Origin of the sequence: Roseibaca calidilacus (genome assembly GCF_001517585.1) — a bacterium.
GTDB lineage: Bacteria > Pseudomonadota > Alphaproteobacteria > Rhodobacterales > Rhodobacteraceae > Roseinatronobacter > Roseinatronobacter calidilacus.
Window position 1 is genome coordinate 2,166,280 of the sequence record NZ_FBYC01000004.1, and the last position, 25,230, is coordinate 2,191,509.

The following is a 25,230-nucleotide window of genomic DNA, read 5'->3' on the forward strand; positions in this document are numbered from 1 at the left end:
TTATGAAGTTGTTGGTAACGGGTGGGGCAGGGTTCATCGGCTCTGCCGTGGTGCGGCTGGCCGTGGCGCGCGGGCATGAGGTCGTCAATCTGGATGCGCTGACCTATGCTGCCTGCCTTGAAAACGTGGCCCCGGTCGCGGATAGCCCGCTTTACACTTTTGAACAGGCCGATATCCGCGACCGCGCGGCGCTGGACCGAATCCTGTCGCAGCACCAGCCCGACGCGATCATGCATCTGGCTGCCGAAAGCCATGTCGACCGCTCCATCGACGGGCCGGGGACGTTTATTGAAACAAATATCACCGGCACATATCAGCTTTTGGAAGCCGCACGCGCCTATTGGCTGGCGCAGGGCCGCCCCGACAGTTTCCGCTTTCACCACATCAGCACGGATGAGGTGTTCGGATCGCTTGGCCCGGAAGGCCAATTCACCGAGGAAACGCCCTATGACCCGCGCAGCCCCTATTCGGCAAGCAAGGCGGCAAGCGACCATCTGGTGCAGGCGTGGCACCACACTTACGGGTTGCCAGTGGTGCTGACGAATTGTTCCAACAATTACGGCCCCTACCATTTCCCCGAAAAGCTGATCCCGGTCATCATCCTGAACGCACTGGCAGGCAAGCCCTTGCCGATTTATGGCGACGGGTCGAACGTGCGCGACTGGCTGTTTGTCGAAGATCACGCCGATGCGCTTTTGTTGGTGGTGCAACAGGGCGCGGTTGGACGCAGCTACAACATTGGCGGCGAGAACGAGCGCAGCAATCTGGACCTTGTGCGCACGCTTTGCGGTATTCTGGACGATCTGCGCCCCAAGCCGCAGGGCAGCTATGCCGACCAGATCACCTTTGTGCCCGACCGCCCCGGCCATGACGCGCGCTATGCCATCGACCCCACGCGCATTCGCACCGAACTGGGCTGGCGGCCGTCGGTGACGGTGGAAGAAGGGCTGCGGCGCACAGTGGAATGGTATCTGGCGAACGAGGACTGGTGGCGTGCCTTGCAAAACCGCGCGGGCGTAGGCCAGCGGCTGGGGGTCAGGGCATGATCCTTGTCTTTGGCCAGACCGGGCAGGTTGCCACGGAACTTGCACGCCTTGCCCCCGATGCGCTTTGCGTGGGCCGCGACCGGGCCGATCTGGCCGATCCCGACACGTGCCACGACCTGATCCTTGACCTTGCGCCAAGCGGCATCATCAACGCCGCCGCTTACACGGTTGTCGACCGGGCCGAGGAGGAAGAGGCGCTGGCCACCCGCATCAACGGCGCGGCCCCCACCGCCATGGCACTGGCGGCTGCAAGGCTGGCCGTGCCCTTCGTCCATATCTCGACCGACTATGTCTTTGACGGCGCGGGCGACCAGCCTTTCCCGCCGGACCACCCGACTGCGCCCCTTGGCGCCTATGGCCGGTCAAAGCTGGTGGGCGAGCAGGGTGTGACAGCGGCTGGCGGCACGACCGCGATCCTGCGCACTTCCTGGGTGTTCTCGGCGCATGGCGGCAATTTCGTGAAAACCATGCTGCGGCTGGGCGCGACGCGCGATACGCTGACCGTGGTGGCCGACCAGATCGGCGGGCCAACGCCCGCGCGCGACATCGCCCGCGCCTGCCTGACCATGCTGGACGGATTGCGCGCCAGCCCAGAGCGCGCCGGGATATATCATTTCGCGGGCAGCCCCGACATAAGCTGGGCCGGTTTCGCGCGCGAGATCATGGCGCAGGCCGGGTTGCCCTGCGCGGTCAAGGACATTCCGACCATCGATTATCCGACCCCGGCGCGCCGTCCGCTGAATTCAAGAATGGATTGCACGACATTGGACCGCTTTGGCCTGACGCGCCCAAATTGGCGCGAGGGGCTGGCAGATGTCCTGACCGAATTAGGAGCAAGATCATGACAGTGCGCAAAGGAATTATTCTGGCAGGCGGCACCGGGTCGCGGCTATGGCCCATCACGCAGGGCGTGTCGAAACAGCTTATGCCTGTCTATGACAAGCCGATGATCTATTATCCGCTGTCCGTGCTAATGCTGGCAGGGATTCGAGAGATCGCGATGATTACCACCCCAGAGGACCAGGCGCAGTTCCAACGCCTGCTGGGCGATGGCAGCCAATGGGGTATCACGCTGGAGTGGGTCGTGCAGCCAAAGCCCGAAGGGCTGGCGCAAGCCTATATCCTGACAGAGCAGTTTCTGGCCGGAAGCCCGTCCGCGATGGTGCTGGGCGACAACATCTTTTTCGGCCATGGGCTGCCCGAGCGCATGGCGCGCGCAGATGAGCGCGCTGGCGGCACCGTGTTTGGCTACCGGGTCAGCGACCCGGAACGCTACGGGGTTGTCAGCTTTGCCCCCGACGGCACCGTGAAAGAGATTGTTGAGAAACCCAGCAATCCGCCCTCTAGCTACGCCGTGACGGGCCTGTATTTTCTGGACGAAACCGCGCCGGAACGGGCGCGCGCGGTGCAGCCTTCGGCCCGAGGCGAGCTGGAAATCGCGGACCTGCTGGAATCTTACCGTCATGACGGCGCCTTGAATGTCGAACTGATCGGGCGCGGCTATGCATGGTTGGATACCGGCACACATGCCAGCCTGCTGGATGCCGGGAATTTCGTGCGCACGCTTCAAGACCGTCAAGGCACGCAGGTCGGCTGCCCCGAAGAAATCGCGTTCGACCATGGTTGGCTGAGCGTTGAGGGGCTGAAAGCCCGTGCCGATCTTTATGCAAAGACGGGATATGGCGCTTATTTGCAGAGTTTGTTGCCAACATAGCGGCGCGATCACCAATCGGGTTGGGCAAAATGCTCGATCAGAAAATCGAGGAATGCCCTAAGCCTTGGCTGCATATTGCGCCCCGGATGGTAGACCGCGTGAAAGGCCGCGTTGTCCGCCAATGCGAAATCTTCCAAAAGCGCGACCAGTTCGCCGCGCGCGATGGCGGGCTTGGCCAGATGCTCGGCGCAGCGCATGACACCCACACCGTCGCGGCACAGTTGGAACATGGCCATGCCAGCATTGCAGCGCATACGCCCCGCCGCCTCGAACAGGTAGGGGCCGCTTGGCGTGGTGAACTGCCATTGGTTCAGATGCGCACGCGCGCTGTCCCAGCACAGGCAGGGAACGCGCGACAGGTCTTGCGGATGTGCGGGCACCCCGTGCCGGGCCAAAAGCGAGGGCGCCGCCACCACGATACGCCGCAAGCCGCAAAGCCGTCGCGCCCGCAGGGACGAATCCGCCAGATGGCCCATCCGGATCGCAAGGTCGATGCGGTCCTCGATCAGGTTGACGCTGTCATCGGTCAGCACAAGGTCCACCGCCACTTTGGGGTGGCGCGTCAGGAACTGCGGCAAGATCGGGGTGATCCGGTCCAGCCCGAAGGCCAGAGGTGCAGAAACACGCAACAGCCCGGCGACCTGTTCGGCGCTGGTCTGAAGCGCGGCCTCGGCCTGTTCAACACCGTCTATGGCACGGCGGCACCCGTCCAGATACACCGCGCCTTCGGGCGTCAGCGTATGGCCGCGGGTACTGCGATGCAGCAGAACCACGCCCAGCCGTTCCTCTAGCCGCGCAATGGTCTGGCTGACAAAGGGCTGGCTTACCCCCAGCGCCTGCGCCGCCGCCGTAAAGCCGCCGCTTTCCGCAACCGCCGCAAAGACGCGCATGGCCAGCAACCTGTCATCTTTCATCTGTGCCCCTTGGTGGCCGCGATAAGTGTCATTGCAAGTGTATCATTGACCGGCCCGCACGTCGCGCCCGATGCTGGAACACCTGCTCTTGCTTGAAAGGATGCACCATGCTGGACCTTGGAAACCGGATTTCGATCTACCAACCGGAACAGGAAGGACTGATTTTTCCCGAATTGCCCGAATTCGCCAATGTCGAGGATGAACGCCGGCACCGCAAGGAACGGCTGGTGGCAAGCTGCCGCGCCTTTGCGCAGGCCGGGTTCGATTATGGCTTTGCAGGCCACCTGACGGTGCGCGACCCCGAGCATCCGGAACTCTATTGGACCAACCCGATGTGCGTGCATTTCGCCAAGGTGAAAATGTCGAACCTGATCTTGGTGGACCATGACGGCAATGTGGTCGAGGGCAAATATGCCGTGAACCGCGCAGGCTTCGTGCTGCATGCCAATGTGCATGAAGAACACCCCGACATTATCGCGATGTGCCACGCGCATACCGTTTACGGCACCGCCTGGTGCGCCACGGGCCGCCCCATTGAACCCATCACCCAAGACGCCTGCGCGTTTTTCGAGGATCATGTCATCATCGGGGACGAGGCCGGTGCCGTCGCGGTCGAAAACCACGCAGGCAGCAATGTGGCCAAGGCGTTCAAAGGCGTGAAAGCCGCCTTGCACCAGAATCACGGCTTGCTGACCGCCAGCCGCCACAGCATCGAATCCGCCGCGTTCTGGTTCATCGCGCTGGAACGCTGCTGCCAGCAACAACTGGACATCGCAGCATCGGGCATTCAGCCGACCTACATTCCTGCCGACCGCGCACGCTATTCACGCGAACATGTGGGCAGCGATTACATTGGATGGTTGCACTTCCAGACCATCTGGAACCAGTTGGTCGAAGATCAGCCAGACATGTTCGACTGACCGACTGCCGCTTCACAACACTGCGCCCCGTGCCATTGGCTGCGGGGCGTCTGGATGCGCCCCGCTACCGTCTAGGCTCAGGACCCATTGATTTCACCTTTGCGGCGTGATTCACGCTCCGCAAGGAGACTGATCAATGAGCAATCTTTTCTGGCTGACCGACGCCCAGATGGAGCGTCTAAAACCCTTCTTCCCCAAGAGCCATGGCAAGCCTCGCGTTGACGACAGACGCGTTCTCAGCGGGATAATCTTCATCAATCGCAATGGGTTGCGGTGGTGCGACGCGCCCAAGGAATATGGTCCGCACAAGACCTTATACAACCGCTGGAAGCGCTGGAGCGATATGGGCGTGTTCGCCCGGATCATGGCGGGTCTGGCGGCGGAGGGGACTGAGACCAAGACGGTCATGATCGACGCCACATATCTGAAAGCACATCGCACGGCTTCGAGCCTGCGGGTCAAAAAGGGGGGCCTGGCCGCCTGATCGGTCGCACGAAAGGCGGCATGAATACCAAACTGCATGCTGTCACAGATGCTATCGGTCGCCCCATTACCTTCTTCATGTCGGCCGGACAGGTCAGCGACTACACCGGTGCGGCGGCTTTGCTGCGGGAGTTGCCAGAAGCTGATTGGCTGCTTGCAGATCGCGGCTATGATGCGGACTGGTTCAGAGATGCGTTGAAAGACAAAGAGATAAAGCCCTGCATCCCTGGTCGAAAGAAGCGCAAGACCCCTGTGAAATACGACAAGCGACGCTACAAACGGCGCAACCGGATCGAGATCATGTTCGGTCGGCTAAAGGATTGGCGCAGGATCGCCACTCGCTACGACAGATGCCCAAAGGTGTTCCTTTCCGCAGTCGCGCTCGCAGCAACCGTCCTCTTCTGGCTGTGAATATCAATGAGTCTGGAGCCTAGGGCCAAAAGCTGTTCCCCGCCCACGCGGGGATGAACCGTCCTCTAACTTATAGCCCATCGTTTCAATAAACTGTTCCCCGCCCACGCGGGGATGAACCGACCTGCCAGCGCATTTCGGGCGGCGCTGCATGCTGTTCCCCGCCCACGCGGGGATGAACCGATCAGGGCAGCTACGCGGCGCTGCTCGAAAATCTGTTCCCCGCCCACGCGGGGATGAACCGGTCGATATCGTCACTTGTGGCGAGATTGATGTCTGTTCCCCGCCCACGCGGGGATGAACCGCCGGTGGCGGCAATCGGCGCACAACAGTCCGCTCATATTGATGGCGACGCACCACATCGGCTTGCGTTTCACCGTCTTGTACATCGCTCCCAACCAAGGCTGCATGGCGACGGGTCATTCGCTCCCCAAATTGGCGCAACTTGATCAAACTGGTACTGGGGTCATCCTGAAAATAGCTCTCCGCAAGCTTGCCAAGGTTGGCAAGCTCGGGGTCCAACCGATCGAGAAAGTCAAAGCTACTAAGACGCTGATCCATCGTGCAATTTTTGCGCGAGTAGCCGTATAATTGCGACGGGCGATAGGTGCGCCTTCGGAAAATTCATACGGTGTCAGCCTTGCGGTGCATTGGGGTCAGAGGGCGGATCTGACATCAGCACATGCGCCTCAGACAGGATCTCGCTGCCCTCCTGGGCAATTTCACCCGGCAAATCGGGACGTTTCAACCAGCCAATCATGCGCCGCAGGAGAGGTTCGAGGTGGCGAAGAAGCCGATCCACCTTCGACAGTTTGGCCGACAATTCCGCATCCTTATGGGCAACCTCGGCTTGCGCTCGTGACATTTCCTTTTGCCTTGCAGCAATTTCAGCCTTTGCGGCATGGCGTTCCATAAACGTTGCCTGAACGACCTCGAGAGCATCGGCTTCGGCGGCCTTTGCCTTCGCCGTGATTTCGGCGGCCTCGGCGGCCTGTGCCTCCGTTTCCTGTTGCGCAGCGATCAAATCAGCCTCTGCCCGCGCATTGGCCGCTGCCAGCGCATGGCTCCGTTCCTCCATCTGACGCAACTGGGCTTTGCGCCGCAACATTTTCTCATTCAGGGCCTCTGACTCAGCAGCCAGCCGTTGATTGCGGATATGCCGAAAGGCACCAACGATCTGTCCACCCGTCCGGGCGATTCTGGCATCTACCAGCACTTGCTCTGCCTCGGCCTGTCGTTGCCTCGCTTCCGCGACGGCACGTTTGCGGGATTTCTTGACGGTGGAGTTCGACACCAGCGCCGCGTCTGCAAGCATGCCGTCCGCCGCATCGCGTGCCGTTGTTTTGATCTTTGCCGCATCCTGCAGCGCTTTACGTCGCTGCTCCCTGCGCCACTTACTCGGCGGCACATGGTCACGCGGGCTTGGCCCTTCCAGCCCTGCGGCCATTGCGGCGCGGGCGGCTGCAGCCCGGCGCTCGCCACGGTGGATGCCCAAGTCGAGAAATGCCTCGCCAACCAAATCTTGCGCATGTTCATAGTCGGCAAGCAGCGCATTGGCCGATGGTTGCAACAAGCGCTGTACGCCCCGGTTCTGACTGATTTTTTCATTCCACACAGCGACAGCGAAATGCATATGCACGGACTCTTCATCCACATGAACGGTCAGTTCGCGCAGCTGCCCGTCGGGGAAATGTGTCTGCAGGAACTCCACGCCCCGGTCGACAAATCGGGACACCCGGTCGGGGTCCCATTCCTGCGCCCCCGTGCCACCGAACCAGAGTTTATTGACCTGTTGATTGCCACTGAGATTTGACCCGGCATTGTCACCGAGAACTGACCCACCCAGTGGTTATGTTCTGCGTATCATGATGGCGTCAATGCTGGTGTTTCCTTCCGTTTCTTTTTCGCTGTTTCTGAGCTGGCCTTGAAGCGGTAGCTGTCATTGCCGGTCTCCAGAATGTGGCAGCGGTGGGTGAGGCGATCGAGCAGCGCGGTGGTCATTTTGGCGTCACCAAAGACCGTAGCCCACTCGGCGAAGCTCAGGTTGGTGGTTATGATGACGCTGGTGCGCTCGTAGAGTTTGCTCAGAAGATGGAAGAGCAAGGCCCCGCCAGAGGCGCTGAATGGCAGGTATCCCAGTTCGTCCAGGATCACCAAATCGGTTTTTACCAGGGCCTCGGCGATCTTCCCGGCTTTGCCATGGGCCTTTTCTTGTTCCAGGGCATTGACCAATTCCACCGTCGAGAAGAAACGCACGCGCTTGCGGTGATGCTCGATAGCCTGGATGCCGAGGGCCGTCGCAACATGCGATTTCCCTGTGCCAGCCCCCCCGATCAGCACCACATTCTCTGCGCCATCCAGAAATTCGCAGCGATGGAGCTGGCGGACCAGAGCTTGGTCGTGTCGCGAATGCTGTGGAAATTTCCTGGCGGCCATCTCCGGGCATGTGATCTTTCGGTTTCTCAGGCGGCGAGGTCAAGAGGCATGGGTTCGAGGGGCTGAGACAAGGTTTCCCAGCCATCGACCTTGCGCATCTGGATCTGGCCGGAGGCGAGCAGCGCCCAGAGCAGCATGGGCACGGTCTCTGCGCAGGGCAGCACGGTCTGGGTCTTGATGCGGCGGCGGAATTCCCCGTTCAGGCGCTCGATGGCGTTGGTGGTCCGGGCCGATTTCCATTGTGACGGGTCGAGGCGGGTGAAGGTGAAGAGCCGATCTCCGGCTTCCTCCAGACTGTCAGCGACCGCACGGCACTTTAGCCGCCATTTGCGCAGGAAGGCCTTTCGGCGCGTCTCAATCTCGGCCGCGGTGTCGGCATAGATCATGTCGCGGTAGTCCTCGGTCAACTCGTCGTGGAGGTGCTTCGGGGCATGGGCCAGGAGGTTGCGATGCTTGTGAACCGTGCAGCGCTGGATCGGCAGGTCCTCGCCCCACAGCGCCACGAGGGCGGCCTCCAGTCCCGGGGCGCCGTCGACGATCACGAATTCGGGCCGCTTCAAGCCCCGTGCATCGAGGTCATCGAGGAACTGCCGCCATGCGGCCTTGCTCTCCCCGCCCATATTCCTGATGGAAAGCAGCACCTTCTGACCATCGCGGCGCACCCCGATTGCGGCCAGCACCGAGATGTTCGTGGCTTTCCGGTCCAGCCGGGTCTTGATCACGGTGCCATCGAGGATCAGCCGGACGATATCCTCGTCGGCCAAGTTACGCGCGGACCAGGCGTCCCAGTCGACCTTCACCTTGCGCCAGGCACGGCTGACCACGTCCTTGCTGACGGCACCCTCGAACAGCCCGAACAGCGCTCGCTTGACGCGCCGGGTGTTCGTACCTGCGAGATAGACCGCTGCGATGAGGGCCTCGGCCTTCTTCGTCAGCCGCTGGTATCGGGGCAGCGCTTTCGACCGCCACTCCGTTACCTTGCCTGTCTCATCTGCAACGCGGGCGCGAGGCACGATGACCGTCTCAGTCCCGAAGGTGCCGGTGAGTTGCCGTTCTCGGTGCCCGTGGCGATACCCTTTCGTGACTCCATCGCCCCGGTCATAGCGAAGACGGCCGAGGAAGCTGGCAAGCTCCTCCTCGAACACGGCTTCGATGGTCGCACGGACGTTCGCCCGCAACCGATCCTCGATCGGGTCAAACCCGGCCTCATGGGCCAGTAGCGCAAAGCTCGCAGTGTCGGTAATCTGGTTCATGGCGTGATCTCCCTGGCGGTTGCAGCCGCCGGTTGGGTGGGTGTCAGTTCACCCGGAGATTACGCCGCCCTCGAATTTCCACCAACTCCGAGACACGACCCAGAGCTTCACGCATTTCACTGGCGGCAAAGTCGAACGCGGACAAGTCCTTGTATGCTGGGAAGCGGGCTGCCTTCATGTGATATGCGATCGAGCGCACCTCGCGCTCGGCCATTTCAGCCTTTAGCAGTTGCGACAGGATCGGCATGGCAGCCTCGAATGCAGGCGCTCCCTGATCGAGTAGATCCTGCACGGCCTGCGCCATGCCTGGCATTTTAAGGCTGCGCAACATGATGATGAGAGCTGCACCGGCGGGGTCATGACGCATGGCGTGTTCCTCTCGTGGTGCGCAACCCATCGTAGCGCGCGACATTGGCCTCGGGCTCTTTGCTCAGCGTCAAGGCCGCAGGAGGGTTCACATCCGGCTGGTCGGTCAGTTTGCCATCCAGCAGCCTGTGGAGCAGGTTCAGAACATGGGTCTTGGTCGGCACGCCCGCCTCCAGAGCCAATTCCACGGCGCACAGGACGGCCTGTTCGTCATGGTGCAGCACCAAGGACAGGATATCGACCATCTCGCGGTCCCCGCCGGGCTGGCGCAGTATCTTCGCCTGTAACATGCGGAAGGGTTCGGGCATTTCCACAAAGGGAGCACCATTGCGCAACGCTCCGGGTTTACGCTGAACCACCGCCAGATAGTGGCGCCAGTCATAGATCACGCGCCCCGGCTGGCGGTGCGACCGGTCGATGATGCGCTCATGCGTGCAAATCACATGCCCCTCGGCGACGACCACCAGCCGCTCAGGGTAAATGCGAAGGCTGACGGGGCGGTTTGCAAAGCTGGCGGGCACAGAATAACGGGTGCGATCAAAGTTGATCAGGCATGTCGGCGAGACGCGCTTTCTTTCCTCGACAAAGCCATCGAACATTGTGGGGAGCGCCATCAGCGCAGGCTTCTCGGCTGCCCACACATCTGCGATGCTGCCAGGCAAGGTGCCATGCGCCGTCTCTGCCCATAGCAGCTTACAGCGTTCTTCCAGCCAAGCATTCAGCGCATCCAGATCCGGAAAGGCCGGCATCAGCTGCCACATGCGTCGTGCTGGAAGCACGCCTCCGGCGTGACGGCGCGCGTCGCGGACATTCTTCTCGACCTGTCCCTTCTCCCAGCCCGCTGCCGGGTTACAGAACTCGGGATCAAAAACGTAATGGCTGGTCATCGCCGTGAACCGCGCATTCACATCGCGCTTCTTGCCAAGTCCGACCTTGTCGACCGCCGTCTTCGTTCGGCCTGGCCTCGGACCCATGGCGGCCAAGCCTCACTGTCATAGATGCCGCGACCGGGCACGCCTTCGAAGACACGGAACGCATGCCAATGGGCATCGAACAGCATCTCATGCGTTTGCAGCAGATAGGCCCGCACCAAAAATGCCCGGCTGTGCGACAGCTTAACGTGGGCGACCTGCAGCTTGATCCGCTCACCGCCGACATAGGCCCAGTCTTCGCTCCAATCAAACTGAAAGGCTTCACCCGGCTGGAACACAAGCGGCACGAAGACACCCCGGTCGGTCGTGTGATACGCGCGCTGGCGTTCGCCTTTCCATTCACGAACGAAGGCCGCAACACGCTCGTAGGAACCGTCATATCCCAGCTTCACCAGATCGGCGTGCATCAGCTTCGCCGTCCGGCGCTCTTTGCGTGATTTGCGCTGATCCGAGACAAGCCAAGCTGTCAGCTGCTTGGCATATGGGGCGAGCTTGCTAGGACGATCCGGCGTCTGAAACGCCGGTTCAACAATCCCCTCCCGCAGATATTTCTTGATTGTTCGCGGTTCCTTCGAACCGATGGCAGTCACCGCTCACTGCGCGATATGCCCGTGCGCCGTGCAATCTCGCGAATGGGCATCTTGTCTCGCAGCGCCCATGTTCTGATTACCTTCAAAAATCCCATGTCGATCACTCCATTTGCCCCCAGCTGGTTCAAGCCGGGGCAAGGTTGCACATGGGTCAATTCTCAATGACAGTTTTGGCGATTACCGGGTCAAATCTCAGTGGCAATCAACAAACCTGAGCTTGTAGGTGATCAGGATCGGCTCTCGTTTCATGCAAACCTCATAATCGTCAATTCCATCACCGCGCTGCGCTTTCGATCAGGGCGATTTCTTCGCGGGTCAATTTGTGGAGGCGATAGATCGTCTGGTTGATCCGGTTCTCCAGCGTGGCGATTTCGGCCTCGTCGGTGGCGATGCTGGTTTGCAGGCTGATGACTTCGGCCATGATGTGGGCATCGGCGCTGGGGCTGACCTTGCGCAGCATGTCGGCCAGCTTTGCCCCAGTGGTCTTGCCCGTTACCTCGGTTCGGCTGGCCATGACCGACCATTGCGCCAACAGGAAGGGGGCCTCGGCGGGTCGGGGGAAGATGCTGGTGATGGCGGGGATGCCGTCGACCAGAAAGCGCAATTCGCCCCGCACCAGTTCGGCGGAAAGGGGGACGCCGGGTTTCAGATGCTCGCCCAGGGTCGTGTGGCGGGCGTCGATTTCCTTGGCGAGGCGCTCTTTGGCCCATTTGCGGCGGTCGGTCCCGGTCAGGCGCTTGGGGGCTTGGTCTTTCAACTCGTCCAGACCGGGCAGGCCGGGGAACAGCCATTCCAAGGGGCGCGGACGGATGCGGACAGCGCCCAGACGGGCCGCGATGTCGGCCAGTGCCTGCCTGCGCTGATCGTGTAGAACCTGCAAGCGTTCGGCATCCCGCGCCAGCGCGGCTTGATCCTCGGGCGGGGCCTTGGGGATCGGCAGAGGTGCGATGAACTGCTTGTTGGCAGACCGGAAGTCGCCCCGGAAAGGCTTGGAAATGCGGCGGAAGGCAAAGTCAGCGGCGGGTGCGTTCAAGACTGCGGCGAGATACCAAGGTGATACGTTTCTGGCAGAACTGACTGCCCCAACGTCAACGTTGTCGAGATAGAACAAGCCATCAGGGTCAACTGAGCAAGCGACGCTCATTACCAGACGGGGCACGATGACTTTGGCGGTCTCCTGTTTGTCGAGGTTCTTCGGATAGTTGTAGGCCCACCATCCATCATCGGTATCCATCTTGCTGCTTTCACGAGAGCGCAGCGCCTCCTCGTGCCCTTTAAGATAGGCCCACGCATGCGGGTAGTCGTCGGCAAGCTCGGAAGCCGAAAGAAGCCGTGATCGGCCATCAACCACGACATAGGGGAACAGAAGATGCGTGTCCGTCTGTGGCGTCAGATAGCGGCTGGCGTGAACCCCCGAGACCAACGGCTTCATCATCTCGTCTTCGATCTCGACCACCCGGCCCCGCGTGGCCCCCTTGGGCGGCTTTTCCTCGTATCGGTTCGGCCCAAGGCGTTTCAGGTGGTAGATGTGATCGGCGCTGGTCTGGATGCCGACAAAGATGTTGCGTGACACGGCGGGGTCATCCAGCCGCCGCCCGGTCTTGCCCAGCTTGTCGATCAGGTCGCGTTCCTTGCCCGTGACCAGCAGCCAGCGATCCCCGAAGGACAGGCGGGCATAGGGAAGGTGGATGTCCTTCGCCTCCCACGGGCTTTCGGCCACCACGCCGTTCGGGGCCTGCACCACGGCAACATGGGTATTCGGCTGTTTCGAGAAGAACATGAGGGCGGTGTAAACCGTCGCCTCGTCGAAAATCTGGTAGGAACCAAAGTCGATCCAGCCCCACAGATGGCGGCCCTGTTCGACAAAACCGCGTAGCCCCGCGCCGTATTCGTTCATCTGCCAAACCGAGGGGGCGATGTAGCCCAGCCGCCCGTTGTCGTTCAAAAGCTGGATGCCCTTTTCGACAAAGGGCAAATAGAGGTCGAAATTACCGGTCTGTGTGCTGGCATAGGCCCCGCCCTGGGCCGGATCGCGGGTGAGGAAGGCCGCCATATCGGCATGGACCTTGCGGAAGTTCTGGAGCTTCACATAGGGCGGATTGCCCACCACGCAGTCAAAGCCACCCCGCTCGAAAACGCCGGGGAAGGCGGCTTGCCAGTCAAAGGCGTTGATCCGCTCTTGCTGCTCGGCGGTGTAAGGGGCGAGGCCCGTGAAGAACTCTGGCCCGATCAAGCTGTTGCCATCGCGGATATGGTCATCGAGCGAGGACAGCGGCTTGTTGGACCGCGCGGTGTGGAGCCAAAGCGCCAGCTTGGTGATCTCGACCGAGGCGGGGTTGATGTCCACTCCATAGAGGTTGCGGCGCAGAATGTCGCGGATCGCGTCATCGGTCCAATCCTCGTTTGCCATGGTCTGGCCGATCTGGCGACGAATGCTGCGCACGGCTTTCCATTCGTCCAGCAGGTAGGCCAGCGTCGTGATCAGGAACGCACCCGACCCGCAGGCGGGGTCAACGATGCGGATGTCGCGCAATTCGGTCTCGTAGGCGTCGATGGCCTCCTTCGTCGGCAGCTTGTCCTGTTTCTCGGAAGGCCAGCCGCATTGCGCCTTGAGGTCGGCAAGGCGACGGCCCACGGTTTCATCCACGATCCGTTCCACCACCCATTCGGGCGTGTAATAGACCCCGTCGCGCTTGCGCTTGCTTTCCTTGTTGATGGACTTGCGGCCATCCTCCTCGGCTTCGAGGATTTCCAGTTCGGTGATCGACTGTTCAAAGATGCGGCCAAGGGTGTAGAGGCCGATGTTGCGATCCGGGTCGCGCTTGGCGGCGGTTGCGGGTTCGCCGCTGACGCCTGCTGCCCAGCCCGAAGCATAGTTGTAGCTGGCCGACAGGTAGAGCAACGTCAGCTTGTTGGCGGCAAGGCTGGCCTCGTTCTGGCCCTGCCCGCGTTCACAGAAGACGCTGTTCGGGATGTGCAGTTTTTCCAGTTCGGGATCAGGCGCGAACAGCCCGCCGTTGAACTGGTTGATCTGGTGATCGCCGAACGAGGTCGCCCCAGCATTCATGGCCGAGAACAGCCGTCGCAGCCATTGCCAGATTTCCGTGCCGTTCGGATCGAAGAACTGATCGTCAGCCTGCCGGATCAGGTAATCGCGCAAAAGCTGAGGCGGGAAGCTGAGGGCGCGGCCCATGTCTTCGCAGAAGAAGACAAAGATCGCCCGGTCGAGGATTTTCTGGGCCAGCCGCACCAGACGCCCCTTGGTGCCGGGGAAGCGGTCTGTGCCCGGCCCATTGTGGGCAAGGAGGGCGCGGTAGAGGTGTTCGCGGAAGCCGCGATATTCCTGATAGAAGCGGTTCTCAAGCTCGCTCTGCTGGAACCGCTGGCGCTGGATCAGAGACAGCAGTTCGGGCCGCCCGCTGGTGCCCCGCACGATGAGCTGGTCTCGGTGGAACAAGCGCGAGAACAGGAAACGGTCGAACCGCCCCGCCTCGTCAGTGTCCAGAAGCGTAGCGTTCTGGAACAGTTCCTTCTTTTCGATGGCAAAGCTGATGAATTGCCGTTCGCCGCGATCCGACCAGTAAAGCCGGAACTCGTTCATGTCGGTGATTATGGCCCAGGTCGGAATGATCGGTTCATATCCGAACATGCCCTTCCGTGCTGCGTAGAGATAATCGAGGCCCTGTTTTACAGGCGAGCGCGAATTACCCTTGCGTTTTTGCGGCGCATCAAGGGCACTTTTGATGTCCTTGAACTCGACCAGAACTTGCGGAATTGGCGATGCCTCGTCAGGGGTGAAGTGCCCCAAGGCCGCATCAGCCTCACCTTTCCCACCTGTCTGCCCTGCTCCAGCAACTGGAAATGCAGGGTAAAGCGAGTAATTCTGCTCACCGCCCGCCTGCCCAGCTTGGACATAGCCCCACGTTGCACTGAAGAACTCTTGCAGCAATGCCGATTGCGCGGTTGTTTCTTTCTGTGTGCCCCGAGCAGCCCAGCGTTTCAGCCTTTCGAGAAGCTCGTTCTCCTCTGGGCTATCTTTGAAGGTTTCATATTCATGCGCCCAAACGGACCGAAGAAACGACTTTGAAATAAAGGAGTTCTGAATATCGCCCATTACGCCCCAACCCGATTTGAAATTCGACCGATCATGAGGGAATCCACTGGAGCGTTGAGGGACATTTAAAGCACGACGCTTTCTTGAAGAAACAAAGGTGTTGCAATCTACCCTCGTCAAGATCGGTAAAATATGTTGGATGCCGACAGAATGTCAGAGCTGTGTTTCCCGCCAAGCCATCTCACTTTGCAATTCCCTACAGCTTGCGTCCAGCAAAACCTACATCCCTAAGCTGTTTCCAATTCTCTGCAAAAACTCAATCCCGCCCTTGCGTTCGTCCCCTGAGAGATCACCCGTACATTTTTCTTCAATACCCAGCACCGCTGCCCTCGCCTCTGGCAAGATTTCCCGGGAGTGCTCTGTCAGGGTAACGACAACGCCCCTAGCGTCGTTTGGGTCGGGTGAGCGGATGATGAACCCCGCGCCCTCGGCTCGTTTGAGGGTGGAGGCCATGGTGCTGGTCTCGATATCCAGTTTGCGAGCAAGACTTGAAGGGTAATGCGGGCCACCCCTGTCGATCAGGTCGATCATACAGAATTGTGCAAAGCTCAGGCCATAGGGACGAAGCGCCTCGGTCAAGGCGCGATTGACAGCGCGTGCGGCTGTGTTCAGCGGGTCTATCACACGCAAGTCCGGGAAATCTGTCATCTTGAAGCCTTGGTCATGCGGCGGAATCTCTGCGGTGACGTTACCCCTTAAAAAGCTACACGTCTACTTATCCTCGCTCAAGATGTGAGCGGTTAGCAAGAAAGTCGACCTCCCACAAAATATATTCGAAAGATACTTGACGTGTAGCTTTACTCCACCTATCTCCACTTTACCTACACGGCTAGCTATCTGGCGAGAGCACCGGCTGGCCATATCAACAATGGATACGATCATGACGAACCCGTCCCCCTCGAACCCCCACCACCTGTCCGGTTTGCGCACCCCGGTTGTTGTCCGGTTTTATGCTTTTCTGTTGTTTGTCAATAAGATGATCGACGCAGAGCGGGACCTGTCTGGCTATTCCGGACAAGACCCCGCGGTGGATGCCTGGATTCGTGACGCCGAAAACGCGCATACGGCAACCCTCGGGGAAGCCGCGATTGTCATGTCATTGCCCGCGCTGACCGAGGTCGATGTGCGCTTGAAGGCTATTGCGCGGCTGTTCCTTGTCGCGATGAAGAGCAGCGATCCTGACCAGATGGCCTATTTGCGCCATCGGGCCAGTCAGACGCAGGTTTTCCTGCTGCCGTGGGGTGATCCTGTCAGTTTCCGGCTGAACCAGCTGATCTTGAAGGGATTGACCCTTTTCGAAAACTACGCGGCCCTCGACGATGGCATGATCGACGTTGGCCCTGACGAGACGCCGGACCGTGGTCGGGACGAAACAGCCCCGAACCTGTGATGCTCTGGCTGCCCCAAAGCATCGCCATCGCTACTCAATCCTCCCTAACGTTACAGGTGCGACCATGCCCGAACTGCCCAACACGCGGGATCGTTCCCCTCACGCTTTCCGCGAAACATTGAACCAGTCGCGGCTCTGGGTCTCCCACCGTTCGCGTCATGTCCCCTCCTGTGGGTGGTCGGATTATGACGGCCCCATTGCCCCGGACTGGCACCGCATGGCGGATGAGAAAGGTTTTCGCATTGTTGGGCGGATCCGTGATCGTTTTCACCTGACGCTTGAGTGCAGGGCATGTGGGGCACACACGGCGGTGAAACTGTTCGCTTTGCGGGACTCTCGCCCTCGTTGCGGTGGTTGTGCGGCAATCAAGCGCCAGAATGCCGCCGATGGGGCAAAGCTCGTATTCCTGCGACGCGACCCTCAACACCATAAATACGGGGTCTTCCGTGCGCCCTGCGGGCATGACGTGCGGCGTCAATTCGGCTTTGTCGAAAAAGTCAGGAAGGGCGAGGCCGATGTCAAATGCCGTGTTTGCCTGATCGAAACCGAAAAGGCCGAAGCCTTGGCGCAAGGCTGGGAACGTGTTGGGCCTGACCCGGACGGCAAGGCGAATTACCGCTTGTACCGTCACCGTTGCGGCCATCATCAGAGGGTTGCACGTGTCAACATGCGCAACGGGCAATGCGACTGCGCCGCATGCGGTGAAAGCTGGTCATCCAAGCCTTCGGTGATTTATCTCGCCCGAATTCAGCTCTCTTCCGCAAATCTTGATGTGGTCAAGCTTGGATACAGCGCAAATCCGAAACGCAGGTTTCGGCATCAACTTGGGCTTTCGAAGTTGGCCAAAGTCACGTTCCTGAGGCTTTTGCCAATGCCAACCGGGCATGACGCCTGCGCCGCCGAAAAGCAGGCGAATGCCAGCCTTGTCCGGGATTTTCCCGATGGCGTTGTGCCGATTGCCACCTACTCGGCCCATATCAACGTGGTTTCCGAGATTTATCGCCCGGCACTGATACGTGAAATCACCACACTGATGGATCAGATCAAGGCGAGATTGGTCGCTGCTGACACCACGCGGTGACGGCCCCTCGGCCCAGCCCTCCGAAAAACCCAATGCAATGAAACGCATGCGAAAGTGCGGGAGAATACCATGACGCAGTCAACAACACGAAACGACGGCCAGAAATGGCGTTCCTTCGCCAATGAGATTCTGGAGCAGCTTGCGCTCCCGCCTCACGCAAAATGGGCATTTACGGATTGGCATGGCATGCTGATCGCTGCTTCAGCCTCGACAAAGCCGAAAGCGCATTGGCGTCAAAAGAAGCTCAGCGGCTTTTGCGAACCCGAGGGCAGAGATCAGGCGCCGGGCGATGTCGGGCAACCCCATGTGGAGTCGATCCTCGATGAAATCGAAATGGATTGGCAGGAAAACATGGGCCGCATCCTGCCCGCTTGTCCGGAACATCACCAACGGCCACGGGCCGAAGGCGTGATGATGGCAGTTCAGCTTGCCCGTTGCTTTGTGACACCAGAGGGCTTTGCAAATGCATTCTGCAAGCCGGGCAGCATTCTGTTTTTGCGGTCGCCTGCTGGCTACTCTCCGGGCATGATGACAAACATTCTACGGGCCATCGTCGCCAGCCCGGATCTTTGTCCGGGGCTGCACAGGCCGGATGCCCGTAAGGTCAGCGAATTGCTGGGCAGCGCAGCTGCCGGGAAGGAAACGGGATATTTCGGACTGGCCAAAAGCTTCGAACATGTGATCGATGAGGGCCGCCCTTTGCTGCTGGTAGGCGCCAACCCTTCGACACTTCCTGCAAGCTTTGCCCGTGTTCTGGAAGCCGAAATCAACCTTCCGGAATTGGACCGCGAAATGCTGCGGGTGATCCTCGGCCATCTCTACCCCGGACAGATCGTGCATGAGACGGACATTCCCGCTTCCATCAGCGCCGCAGAGGTTGCAGCGCTGACGCCCGAACAGCTGACAATCGCCGCCCGTGCGCCAAACCCGATTGGAGCGGGGCAAGTGCTGGTCAGGTTGCTGAACAAGGGGAAGATTTCAGCGGCCCCGGGACTTGCTGATTTTCCGCTGGCCGCCGACGTTCGGGAACCCGTTGAACAAGTCCTTGCTGATTTGCGGGACTGGCAAGCAGGAAAGATCCGCTGGAAAGACGTAACCAGTGGTTTGCTGCTTGAAGGCCCTCCGGGTTGCGGAAAAACGGAGCTTCCCAAACTTCTCGCCCGTGACGCAGGGTTTCCGGTCTTTGCCGGATCGCTGTCAAAATGGCAGTCAGAAGGCGCCAGATCGAGCGATCTGCTTCAGAAAATGCGGGCATTTTTCGATCAAGCGATGCAAGCCAGCCCTGCAATTGTCTTCATCGATGAACTGGATGCGATCGGAGATCGGGACCGCCCGCATGATCAGAACTCCTCATGGACTGCAAGCATTGTGGCAGGATTGCTGGAATGTCTTGATGGATTTGATGGACGGGAGGGTGTCGTCGTGATCGCCGCCACGAATTTCGCAAACAGGATCGACGCTGCCCTCACACGGCCGGGCAGGTTCGATTATCTGATCAAAATGGACCATCCGACACCTGATCTGCTGCCAGCCGCGTTTCGGTGGCACCTCGGGAATGATCTGAGGGATGCCGACCTTACCTCTGTTTGCGCAAGGGCGGTTGGTCTGTCCGGTGCGCAGATCGCAAATGCGGTCAAGACAGCCCGTGCCACCGCACGGCGGGAACGGCGTGAATTGGATGCAGATGATCTGACAACAGCAGTCGAACGGATTCGGCCATCCATCGCACCCGAGATCGGTTGGGGTGTCGCCCTGCACGAGTCCGGGCATGCCATCGTTGCGCATGCGACGGGCCGGGCGCAGCCAAAGCTCCTGTCACTGTATCAAGGCGGCGGGCAGGCTGACATGACCCAGCTTCCCAGCGCGATGCGCCGGTCTGACATTGAGGGTGATATCGCTTTGCTTCTTGGCGGGCGGGCCGCTGAACGCCTTGTTCTCGGGCGCCCCAGCGGCGGCGCAGGTGGGGGACAGCACAGTGATTTGGCCAAAGCCACGGAAAGAGCGACCGGTCTTGAAATGTCATATGGGCTGGGAGAAAGCGGAACGGTCTGGATGGGGCCCCCAAACACAGCCGTCGATCGCTTGCGGTTTGATCACAGCCTGAAGGAACGGGTCCAGGACCATCTCACCCGTGCGGAAAGTGCCGCATTGGCAATCCTCAAGGAAAATCGCGAAACCCTGATCGCAATGGCCAGAATGCTGCTGGATAGAGGAAGTCTTTCCGGCTCGGATCTTGCCGGACTCCTGTCAGGCGTCAAACTCGTGTCGATGAGAAACGAGGTCAAGATCACCTCATCTTACGGCTGCATTGAGCATGTGGTGGTCGAGAGTGCCGGTTGATAAGATGCAATACTCATCCGAATGCCTCACGGTTAAAATATATCCCGCGCCGATAGGCGCAGGGCGGTTATCCAATAGAGAATATAATAAAGAACTGCCAATTAAGACATCTAAAATTTTTAATATCTGGAATTTCAATATCTAGTAGTTAACCAAATTAATTCCAGAAAAAATTCAATAAAGTCAAATATGTGGACAACTCCAATCAAGGGGGCGAACTTGCAAAGATCATATGGTAGTGACAGCGAAATCAGTTTTGATCTGGAGTTTTCCACTCAAAGACTGCCCGAGTTTCGCATGCTGTACATTCGTCAGAATGTAGCAGCCCTTCGATTGAAAGATGGCCGATGCAGCAAGGAGAGAATTTTTCTGCGAAGATGCTCTGGGGCATTGAAAGCCCCCAGTAAGGATATTGTTTTCAGATTGCCCTTGAAGAAAACGCACTTGGCAAAACACATTCTTTGCCCCGGTGGATTATACGCCCGGCAAATCGTGGCGACGGTTATCGCTGATGGGGCGGCGGGTTTCACATACTCAGGTCGGTCAATCGCCCGATCCGAGGCTGTTGGAACTCGTACGGGCATTGGCTCGGTCGGATGCAAGGAAAGACCAACTCAAATCGGCCGGAGGTGACACATCATGCCAAAGAGAATGCGTGCCGTCATCTATGCAAGATACTCAACAGACCTGCAGAGCGAGCGATCAATTGACGATCAGGTGGCGCTATGTCGTGAGTTTGCGCAAAAACAAGGGCTGACCGTCCGCGAAGTCTATTCCGACAAGGCCCAAACGTCTGCCAGTTTGATCGGGCGAGATGGTATCCTACGCCTGGTCGAGGATGCTCGTGCCGGTAAATTCGATGTCGTGGTCGTAGAGGCCCTTGATCGGATCAGTCGAGACCAGGAGGATCTGGCAGGTATCCATAAGAGGCTGACATTTGCGAATGTAGATATTCTTGCGGTCCATGACGGCTTGGCCGACGAAATTCAGATCGGCATCCGGGGGCTGGTCGGATCACTGTATTTGAAGGATCTGAAGAAAAAGGTACGTCGTGGCATGCAGGGTGTGATCCGCGACGGTCGTCATGCCGGTGGCAAAGCCTATGGGTATGAACCGATCCCCGGCAAACCGGGTGAGATGCGCATTCTGGATCACGAGGCGGATGTCATCCGTAGAATCTTCAAGGAATATCTCGCAGGGCGGACCGCCCGCGAGATTGCCAACGGCTTGAACGAGGACGGGGTCATTGCGCCACGCGGAGGCTCTTGGAACGCCTCAACGATCAACGGGAACAAGGAACGCGGCCACGGCATCTTGTTGAACCCGCTGTACACGGGCGATCTGGTCTGGAACCGCATTACAATGATCAGGCATCCAGAAACGGGGCGTCGCGTAAGCCGCGTGAACCCCGAAAGCGAGTGGATGCGCAAAGACGTGCCTGATCTCGCCATCATCGACCGTGACACATGGGATGCAGCTCAAGCCCGAAAGACGTCACGAAGCAAGGCACACAGCCACGGAAGGCGTGACCGTACCCCAAAGCGCCCGTTCTCCGGCCTGCTGCGTTGCGGCAAGTGTGGCGGGGGCATGTCTATCCATGACCGTTCGGGATCCGCGATCCGGATCAGGTGTTCCACTGCCCGCGAAAGCGGGTCATGCGACAATGACAAGCGGTATCGGTTGGACAAGATCGAGCATGCCGTCCTGGAAAAGCTGAAGGCGGAACTGGCTGACCCGATCTATGTGAAGGAATACCTCAAAGCCTATTTTGACGAGCGCCGCACCCTGATCCGAGAAACAGAGCGCAATCGATCCAGCATCGAGAAGGAGTTGACCGAGACACAGGGGCGCCTCGCACGGCTTGTTGACCTTTACACACGTGGGGTGATCGACGGCCCTGCCGCCGAAAAGGACATCGCGGAGGCAACTGCCAAAAGAAAGGTTCTCGAAACCCGACTCGCGGAGCAGGAAGAGCCCGAAGTGGTCGAACTTCACCCCGCAACTTTGGAGCGATATTTCGAAACGATTGACACCCTTATTTGGAAGCTAACCGACTTGAACCCCCAATTTGACCGCGAGCTGGTCGAAACGCTTCACAAGATCATCGCGAGGATCACGGTTTTTCCTGCTACAGATCAAGGGGTTACGATCGAAGTGACAGGGTGGCTACAGTCCCTGATCGGGGTCGTACCGGGCCATGTGGGGGGAGTGATGGTAGCGGAGGAGGGACTTGAACCCCCGACACGCGGATTATGATTCCGCTGCTCTAACCAACTGAGCTACTCCGCCGGACCGAGAGTGCGTTTAAGTGAGCCCGCCGGGGGCGTCAAGCCCCCAAGGCGCGCGGCTTTCAAGATTTCGGCACCATCTGCGCAAGGGTGACAAACACTTGGCGTGCAGCCTGTTCCAGCGCCTCTGGCGACAGGTCACGCAGCGCGATCTGGTGACGTTGCGGTGGGGTGCGCGACACGCAGGCATAGCGCGGGTCGTAATGTTCCGCGATCAGGCTTTGCGCCAAGCGGGCGGGCTGTGCGGCCATGGCTTGCCACGCCTGAACCTGCGCTGCAGCATGGTATTTGCGCAAACCGTCCAATGTCTTTTCCAGAAACGCAGGATCCTTCGCGATGTCCGCGTAGCGATGGCCAATATAGGCGGCTCGCGCGGGCAAGGGCGCCGATATCTCTATCACGCTGGCGCTGCGCATGGCATCCCACAGGGCCGGCGGCAACCGGATAGACCCGATCCTGTTCGACTCTGCCTCGATCAGCACGGGCCGCGCCGGGTCCAAGGCGGCGATCGCCATGGCCAAGCGCGTCTCGAACAGTTTCTGCGAGGGTTGCGCGGTTGTGCCCCCAAAAACCGACCCACGATGTTCGGCCATCCCTTCCAGATCAATCACCTGCGCCCCATGCGCGGCGGCATGGTGCAGGATGTCGGTTTTACCAGTGCCCGTCCCGCCGCTCAGAAGCACAACAGGTGCCGGGAAGGGCGTGTCGTAAACTTGTGCGCCGACAAGCGCGCGCCAGCATTTATACCCCCCGTCCAGCACCGAAACGCGCCATCCGATCTGCGACAGGATCGTGGCAAACGACCCCGATCTTTGCCCGCCGCGCCAGCAATAGACCAAAGGTTGCCAACTGCCCGGCTTCGCTGCCAGCGCAGTTTGCAAATGATGCGCCGCATTGCGTGCAACAAGTGCCGCGCCAAGCTTGCGGGCGGCGAACGGGCTGTCTTGCTTGTAGATCGTTCCGACCTGCGCGCGTTCTGCGTCCGACAGAACCGGCAAGTTGATCGCGCCGGGCACATGGTCTTGGGCGTATTCGGACGGGGCGCGCACATCGATGATCGTGTCGAACCCTGCGCTGTCGAGCGCGCGGATGGTCGTTGGCCTGTAGCGGGGAAGTGTCATGCCCCGTGCTATAGCTGCTCTGGCGCTGGGTGACACGCCAAAAAAAATGGCGCGGACAAGCCGCGCCAAGGTCAGAGAGAACTGGATGGCGCTTAGGCGCGCCAGAAGGGTTTTTGTGTCTCGCGCAGGGCTTGCCCTTCGGTCAGGCCAATATCGCGCCTGCCATGGACGTCCAGCTTGGCAAGATCGGCGCGGGTGCGGCGGCGTTCCGACCACTTCGCCACAGCCACGGCCACGCGCAGCGCCAGAACAGAAACCGCAGGCAGCGTGGTCGCAGCCGTCAGATAGTCCAAGGCGGAACGGTTCATGGTCTGTGTCATGGCGAAACCCTTTCATTTGTATTGACACAATAAGGAATTATTTGGCATTTACACGATACAAACACTCCCCCTCGCTGTCCAAGGAAACATTGTTATGGATACAATTTTGCAGCACTACATGCCGGGGGGTGGGCGCTCCAAGTTTCGCGACGTGGTCGCCGCAATTCGGTCTGCAATCGCGCAAGGCAGTCTTGCGCCGGGCGATCAATTGCCACCCGTCCGCGATCTGGCATGGAAGCTGGATATGACACCGGGCACCGTCGCACGCGCCTATGCGGCGCTGACGGATGAAGGCATTACCGAAGGGCAAGTAGGGCGCGGCACCTTCATCGCCCCCCCCAGCACGCCCGTGCAATTCGTGCCAGAGCCGTGGTTTGACGCGGGCTTGGCGATAGAGGCCGAGGCAGATGACCAAGTCAGCCTATTCGCCACCGCCCTGCCCGATATGGGGCAAGTGGCGCTGATCCATTCCGCCTTCGCGCGGCTGGGCAGCCGCTCGCCACGCGACCTGCTGGCCTACCCCTCGCGCAGCACCTTCGAACCGGCACGCCGTGCTGTTCTGCATTGGCTGTCGGGGGCCGCGCTTGGCCCAATCGATCACGAAGACCTTGTGTTGTCACATGGCGGACAATCCGGCGTTTCGTTGGTGATGCAATCGGTTTTGCACGGGCGAAAACCCGTCGTCTTGCTGGAAGAGCTGACCTATCCCGGCTTTCGCCGCGCCGCGCAATTGCTACGGGCCGATGTCGTGTCGGTTCCGATGGATGCGCAGGGCATCATCCCGGAAGCGCTGGCCGAGTTGGCACAAAAGCATGACGCGCAGCTTTTGTGCACCTGCCCCGAAGTGCACAACCCGACCGGTATTTTCACACCGGAAGAACGGCGCATCCAGATTGCAGAGGTCGCCGCACAGCACGGGCTGCACATTCTGGAGGATGATTGTTACCGCGTGGGCGATGCACGGGCGTCCAGCTACCGTGCGCTTTTGCCAGAGCTTGGGTGGTATGTGTCATCGCTGTCAAAATCGCTGACACCGGCCCTGCGAATCGGCTTTACCGTGGCCCCGCGCGCGCATGCCAGCACCTTGCGCCGTGCTGCCGAGCACGGATTCTTCGGGCTGGCACGCCCCTTGGCCGACCTGACAGAGGATTTGCTGCTGCGCCCCGAAACAGCAGAGGTCGCCGAGAAGGTGCGCGCCTGCTTGCAAAGCTATACACGCGTGGCGGTGAACGGGCTGGGCGGGTATGATCTGCGCTGGGGCGATGACATCCCGTTCCTGTGGCTAAACTTGCCAGACGGCTGGCGCGCGGGGTCTTTCACCAAGGCCGCCGCCAGCCGGGGGGTGCAATTGCGCTCTGCCGAGGATTTTGCGCTGCGCGACGCGCGTGTGCCCCATGCCGTGCGGATCGGGATCAACGCACAAATCGCGCTGCCCCGGTTCGAGAACGCAATCGCCCGGCTGCGCGACCTGCTCGACAACCCGCCAGAGGGGATGGTGGTCTAGGCTAGGC

17 protein-coding genes, 1 tRNA gene, 3 pseudogenes and 1 CRISPR repeat array are annotated in these 25,230 nt (G+C 59.9%); of the genes and pseudogenes, 10 read left to right on the top strand and 11 right to left on the bottom strand.

Annotated features, from left to right (window positions below; all coding sequences use genetic code 11):
• Nucleotides 1–2: 2 nt before the first annotated feature.
• From rfbB to rfbA, 3 genes are read left to right on the top strand one after another with little or no spacing between them, the layout of a single operon-like run.
• Nucleotides 3–1,046 carry a dTDP-glucose 4,6-dehydratase gene (gene rfbB, locus AWT76_RS14200; protein WP_072246926.1) on the top strand — a complete coding sequence of 348 codons (1,044 nt, stop codon included), beginning with the start codon at nt 3–5 and terminating at the stop codon, nt 1,044–1,046.
• Nucleotides 1,043–1,891 (top strand): dTDP-4-dehydrorhamnose reductase, encoded by an 849-nt coding sequence (rfbD, locus tag AWT76_RS14205; RefSeq protein ID WP_072246927.1) that lies wholly within the window; start codon nt 1,043–1,045, stop codon nt 1,889–1,891. The genes rfbB and rfbD overlap by 4 nt, the downstream gene beginning before the upstream one ends.
• Entirely contained in the window at nt 1,888–2,760 is an 873-nt protein-coding gene (gene rfbA / locus AWT76_RS14210; protein ID WP_072246928.1) for a glucose-1-phosphate thymidylyltransferase RfbA, read from the top strand. Before rfbD ends, rfbA begins: the two co-directional genes overlap by 4 nt.
• A gap of 8 nt (nt 2,761–2,768) precedes the next feature.
• Here rfbA and AWT76_RS14215 read toward each other — a convergent pair whose 3' ends face one another.
• Nucleotides 2,769–3,674, bottom strand: coding sequence for a LysR family transcriptional regulator (locus AWT76_RS14215; RefSeq protein ID WP_072246929.1), 906 nt, complete (start codon nt 3,672–3,674; stop codon nt 2,769–2,771).
• Nucleotides 3,675–3,781: 107 nt separating this feature from the next.
• On the opposite strand from AWT76_RS14215, the gene AWT76_RS14220 reads away from it, so the two are divergent.
• Nucleotides 3,782–4,594: a class II aldolase/adducin family protein gene (locus AWT76_RS14220; protein ID WP_072246930.1), complete on the top strand. Its 813-nt coding sequence runs from the start codon at nt 3,782–3,784 to the stop codon at nt 4,592–4,594.
• A 136-nt stretch (nt 4,595–4,730) separates the two neighbouring features.
• A protein-coding gene (locus tag AWT76_RS16525) for an IS5 family transposase (RefSeq protein ID WP_141655833.1) occupies nt 4,731–5,488 on the top strand; the annotation gives its coding sequence in 2 pieces (ribosomal slippage) (nt 4,731–5,067 and nt 5,067–5,488; 759 coding nt in all).
• 32 nt (nt 5,489–5,520) lie between these two features.
• Nucleotides 5,521–5,793: a CRISPR direct-repeat array (repeat unit 29 nt; unit sequence CTGTTCCCCGCCCACGCGGGGATGAACCG).
• A gap of 329 nt (nt 5,794–6,122) precedes the next feature.
• Here the strand turns inward: AWT76_RS16525 and AWT76_RS14240 are convergent.
• The 7 genes and pseudogenes from AWT76_RS14240 to AWT76_RS14275 form a co-directional block, all read right to left on the bottom strand.
• Nucleotides 6,123–7,223, bottom strand: a complete 1,101-nt coding sequence (locus AWT76_RS14240; RefSeq protein ID WP_176699408.1) for a coiled-coil domain-containing protein — start codon at nt 7,221–7,223, stop codon at nt 6,123–6,125.
• A 128-nt stretch (nt 7,224–7,351) separates the two neighbouring features.
• Nucleotides 7,352–7,924: pseudogene (istB, locus tag AWT76_RS14250) on the bottom strand (IS21-like element helper ATPase IstB); the annotation flags it as partial.
• A gap of 26 nt (nt 7,925–7,950) precedes the next feature.
• Entirely contained in the window at nt 7,951–9,177 is a 1,227-nt protein-coding gene (locus AWT76_RS14255; protein WP_072245038.1) for an IS256 family transposase, read from the bottom strand.
• A 94-nt stretch (nt 9,178–9,271) separates the two neighbouring features.
• A pseudogene (locus tag AWT76_RS14260) lies at nt 9,272–9,544 on the bottom strand (ATP-binding protein); the annotation flags it as partial.
• A pseudogene (istA, locus tag AWT76_RS14265) lies at nt 9,534–11,160 on the bottom strand (IS21 family transposase). The pseudogenes AWT76_RS14260 and istA, both read right to left, overlap by 11 nt.
• A gap of 179 nt (nt 11,161–11,339) precedes the next feature.
• On the bottom strand, nt 11,340–15,179 hold the full coding sequence (locus AWT76_RS14270) for an Eco57I restriction-modification methylase domain-containing protein (RefSeq protein ID WP_072246934.1): 3,840 nt from the start codon (nt 15,177–15,179) through the stop codon (nt 11,340–11,342).
• A gap of 219 nt (nt 15,180–15,398) precedes the next feature.
• Complete coding sequence (locus AWT76_RS14275; protein WP_072246935.1) at nt 15,399–15,827, bottom strand: MarR family winged helix-turn-helix transcriptional regulator; 429 nt, start codon at nt 15,825–15,827, stop codon at nt 15,399–15,401.
• Between the two features lie 232 nt (nt 15,828–16,059).
• Between AWT76_RS14275 and AWT76_RS14280 the strand changes: the two genes are divergently transcribed.
• The 4 genes from AWT76_RS14280 to AWT76_RS14300 all read left to right on the top strand — a co-directional run bounded on the left by AWT76_RS14280 (nt 16,060) and on the right by AWT76_RS14300 (nt 22,246).
• Nucleotides 16,060–16,569: a hypothetical protein gene (locus tag AWT76_RS14280; RefSeq protein ID WP_141655970.1), complete on the top strand. Its 510-nt coding sequence runs from the start codon at nt 16,060–16,062 to the stop codon at nt 16,567–16,569.
• A gap of 64 nt (nt 16,570–16,633) precedes the next feature.
• Nucleotides 16,634–17,650 carry a hypothetical protein gene (locus tag AWT76_RS17025; protein ID WP_176699409.1) on the top strand — a complete coding sequence of 339 codons (1,017 nt, stop codon included), beginning with the start codon at nt 16,634–16,636 and terminating at the stop codon, nt 17,648–17,650.
• A 69-nt stretch (nt 17,651–17,719) separates the two neighbouring features.
• Nucleotides 17,720–19,990 (top strand): AAA family ATPase, encoded by a 2,271-nt coding sequence (locus AWT76_RS14295; protein ID WP_082700220.1) that lies wholly within the window; start codon nt 17,720–17,722, stop codon nt 19,988–19,990.
• Between the two features lie 651 nt (nt 19,991–20,641).
• Nucleotides 20,642–22,246, top strand: coding sequence for a recombinase family protein (locus AWT76_RS14300; RefSeq protein ID WP_245638849.1), 1,605 nt, complete (start codon nt 20,642–20,644; stop codon nt 22,244–22,246).
• Here the strand turns inward: AWT76_RS14300 and AWT76_RS14305 are convergent.
• The 3 genes from AWT76_RS14305 to AWT76_RS14315 all read right to left on the bottom strand — a co-directional run bounded on the left by AWT76_RS14305 (nt 22,203) and on the right by AWT76_RS14315 (nt 23,719).
• Nucleotides 22,203–22,279, bottom strand: a tRNA-Met gene (locus AWT76_RS14305). The two genes, AWT76_RS14300 and AWT76_RS14305, sit on opposite strands and share 44 nt — an antisense overlap.
• A 61-nt stretch (nt 22,280–22,340) precedes the next feature.
• A complete protein-coding gene (gene mnmH / locus AWT76_RS14310; RefSeq protein WP_072246940.1) occupies nt 22,341–23,399 on the bottom strand; it encodes a tRNA 2-selenouridine(34) synthase MnmH in 1,059 nt (352 codons plus the stop codon).
• Nucleotides 23,400–23,491: 92 nt separating this feature from the next.
• On the bottom strand, nt 23,492–23,719 hold the full coding sequence (locus AWT76_RS14315; RefSeq protein WP_072246941.1) for a DUF1127 domain-containing protein: 228 nt from the start codon (nt 23,717–23,719) through the stop codon (nt 23,492–23,494).
• 94 nt (nt 23,720–23,813) lie between these two features.
• Between AWT76_RS14315 and AWT76_RS14320 the strand changes: the two genes are divergently transcribed.
• Complete coding sequence (locus tag AWT76_RS14320) at nt 23,814–25,223, top strand: aminotransferase-like domain-containing protein (protein ID WP_072246942.1); 1,410 nt, start codon at nt 23,814–23,816, stop codon at nt 25,221–25,223.
• The last annotated feature ends 7 nt before the right edge of the window (nt 25,224–25,230 follow it).

Coding starts and splice junctions, on each gene's coding strand:
- rfbB (WP_072246926.1), top strand. CDS start 3: ATGAAGTTGTTGGTAACGGGTGGGGCAGGGTTCATCGGCTCTGCCGTG.
- rfbD (WP_072246927.1), top strand. CDS start 1,043: ATGATCCTTGTCTTTGGCCAGACCGGGCAGGTTGCCACGGAACTTGCA.
- rfbA (WP_072246928.1), top strand. CDS start 1,888: ATGACAGTGCGCAAAGGAATTATTCTGGCAGGCGGCACCGGGTCGCGG.
- AWT76_RS14215 (WP_072246929.1), bottom strand. CDS start 3,674: ATGAAAGATGACAGGTTGCTGGCCATGCGCGTCTTTGCGGCGGTTGCG.
- AWT76_RS14220 (WP_072246930.1), top strand. CDS start 3,782: ATGCTGGACCTTGGAAACCGGATTTCGATCTACCAACCGGAACAGGAA.
- AWT76_RS14255 (WP_072245038.1), bottom strand. CDS start 9,177: ATGAACCAGATTACCGACACTGCGAGCTTTGCGCTACTGGCCCATGAG.
- AWT76_RS14270 (WP_072246934.1), bottom strand. CDS start 15,179: ATGGGCGATATTCAGAACTCCTTTATTTCAAAGTCGTTTCTTCGGTCC.
- AWT76_RS14275 (WP_072246935.1), bottom strand. CDS start 15,827: ATGACAGATTTCCCGGACTTGCGTGTGATAGACCCGCTGAACACAGCC.
- AWT76_RS14280 (WP_141655970.1), top strand. CDS start 16,060: ATGACGAACCCGTCCCCCTCGAACCCCCACCACCTGTCCGGTTTGCGC.
- AWT76_RS17025 (WP_176699409.1), top strand. CDS start 16,634: ATGCCCGAACTGCCCAACACGCGGGATCGTTCCCCTCACGCTTTCCGC.
- AWT76_RS14295 (WP_082700220.1), top strand. CDS start 17,720: ATGACGCAGTCAACAACACGAAACGACGGCCAGAAATGGCGTTCCTTC.
- AWT76_RS14300 (WP_245638849.1), top strand. CDS start 20,642: ATGCGTGCCGTCATCTATGCAAGATACTCAACAGACCTGCAGAGCGAG.
- mnmH (WP_072246940.1), bottom strand. CDS start 23,399: ATGACACTTCCCCGCTACAGGCCAACGACCATCCGCGCGCTCGACAGC.
- AWT76_RS14315 (WP_072246941.1), bottom strand. CDS start 23,719: ATGACACAGACCATGAACCGTTCCGCCTTGGACTATCTGACGGCTGCG.
- AWT76_RS14320 (WP_072246942.1), top strand. CDS start 23,814: ATGGATACAATTTTGCAGCACTACATGCCGGGGGGTGGGCGCTCCAAG.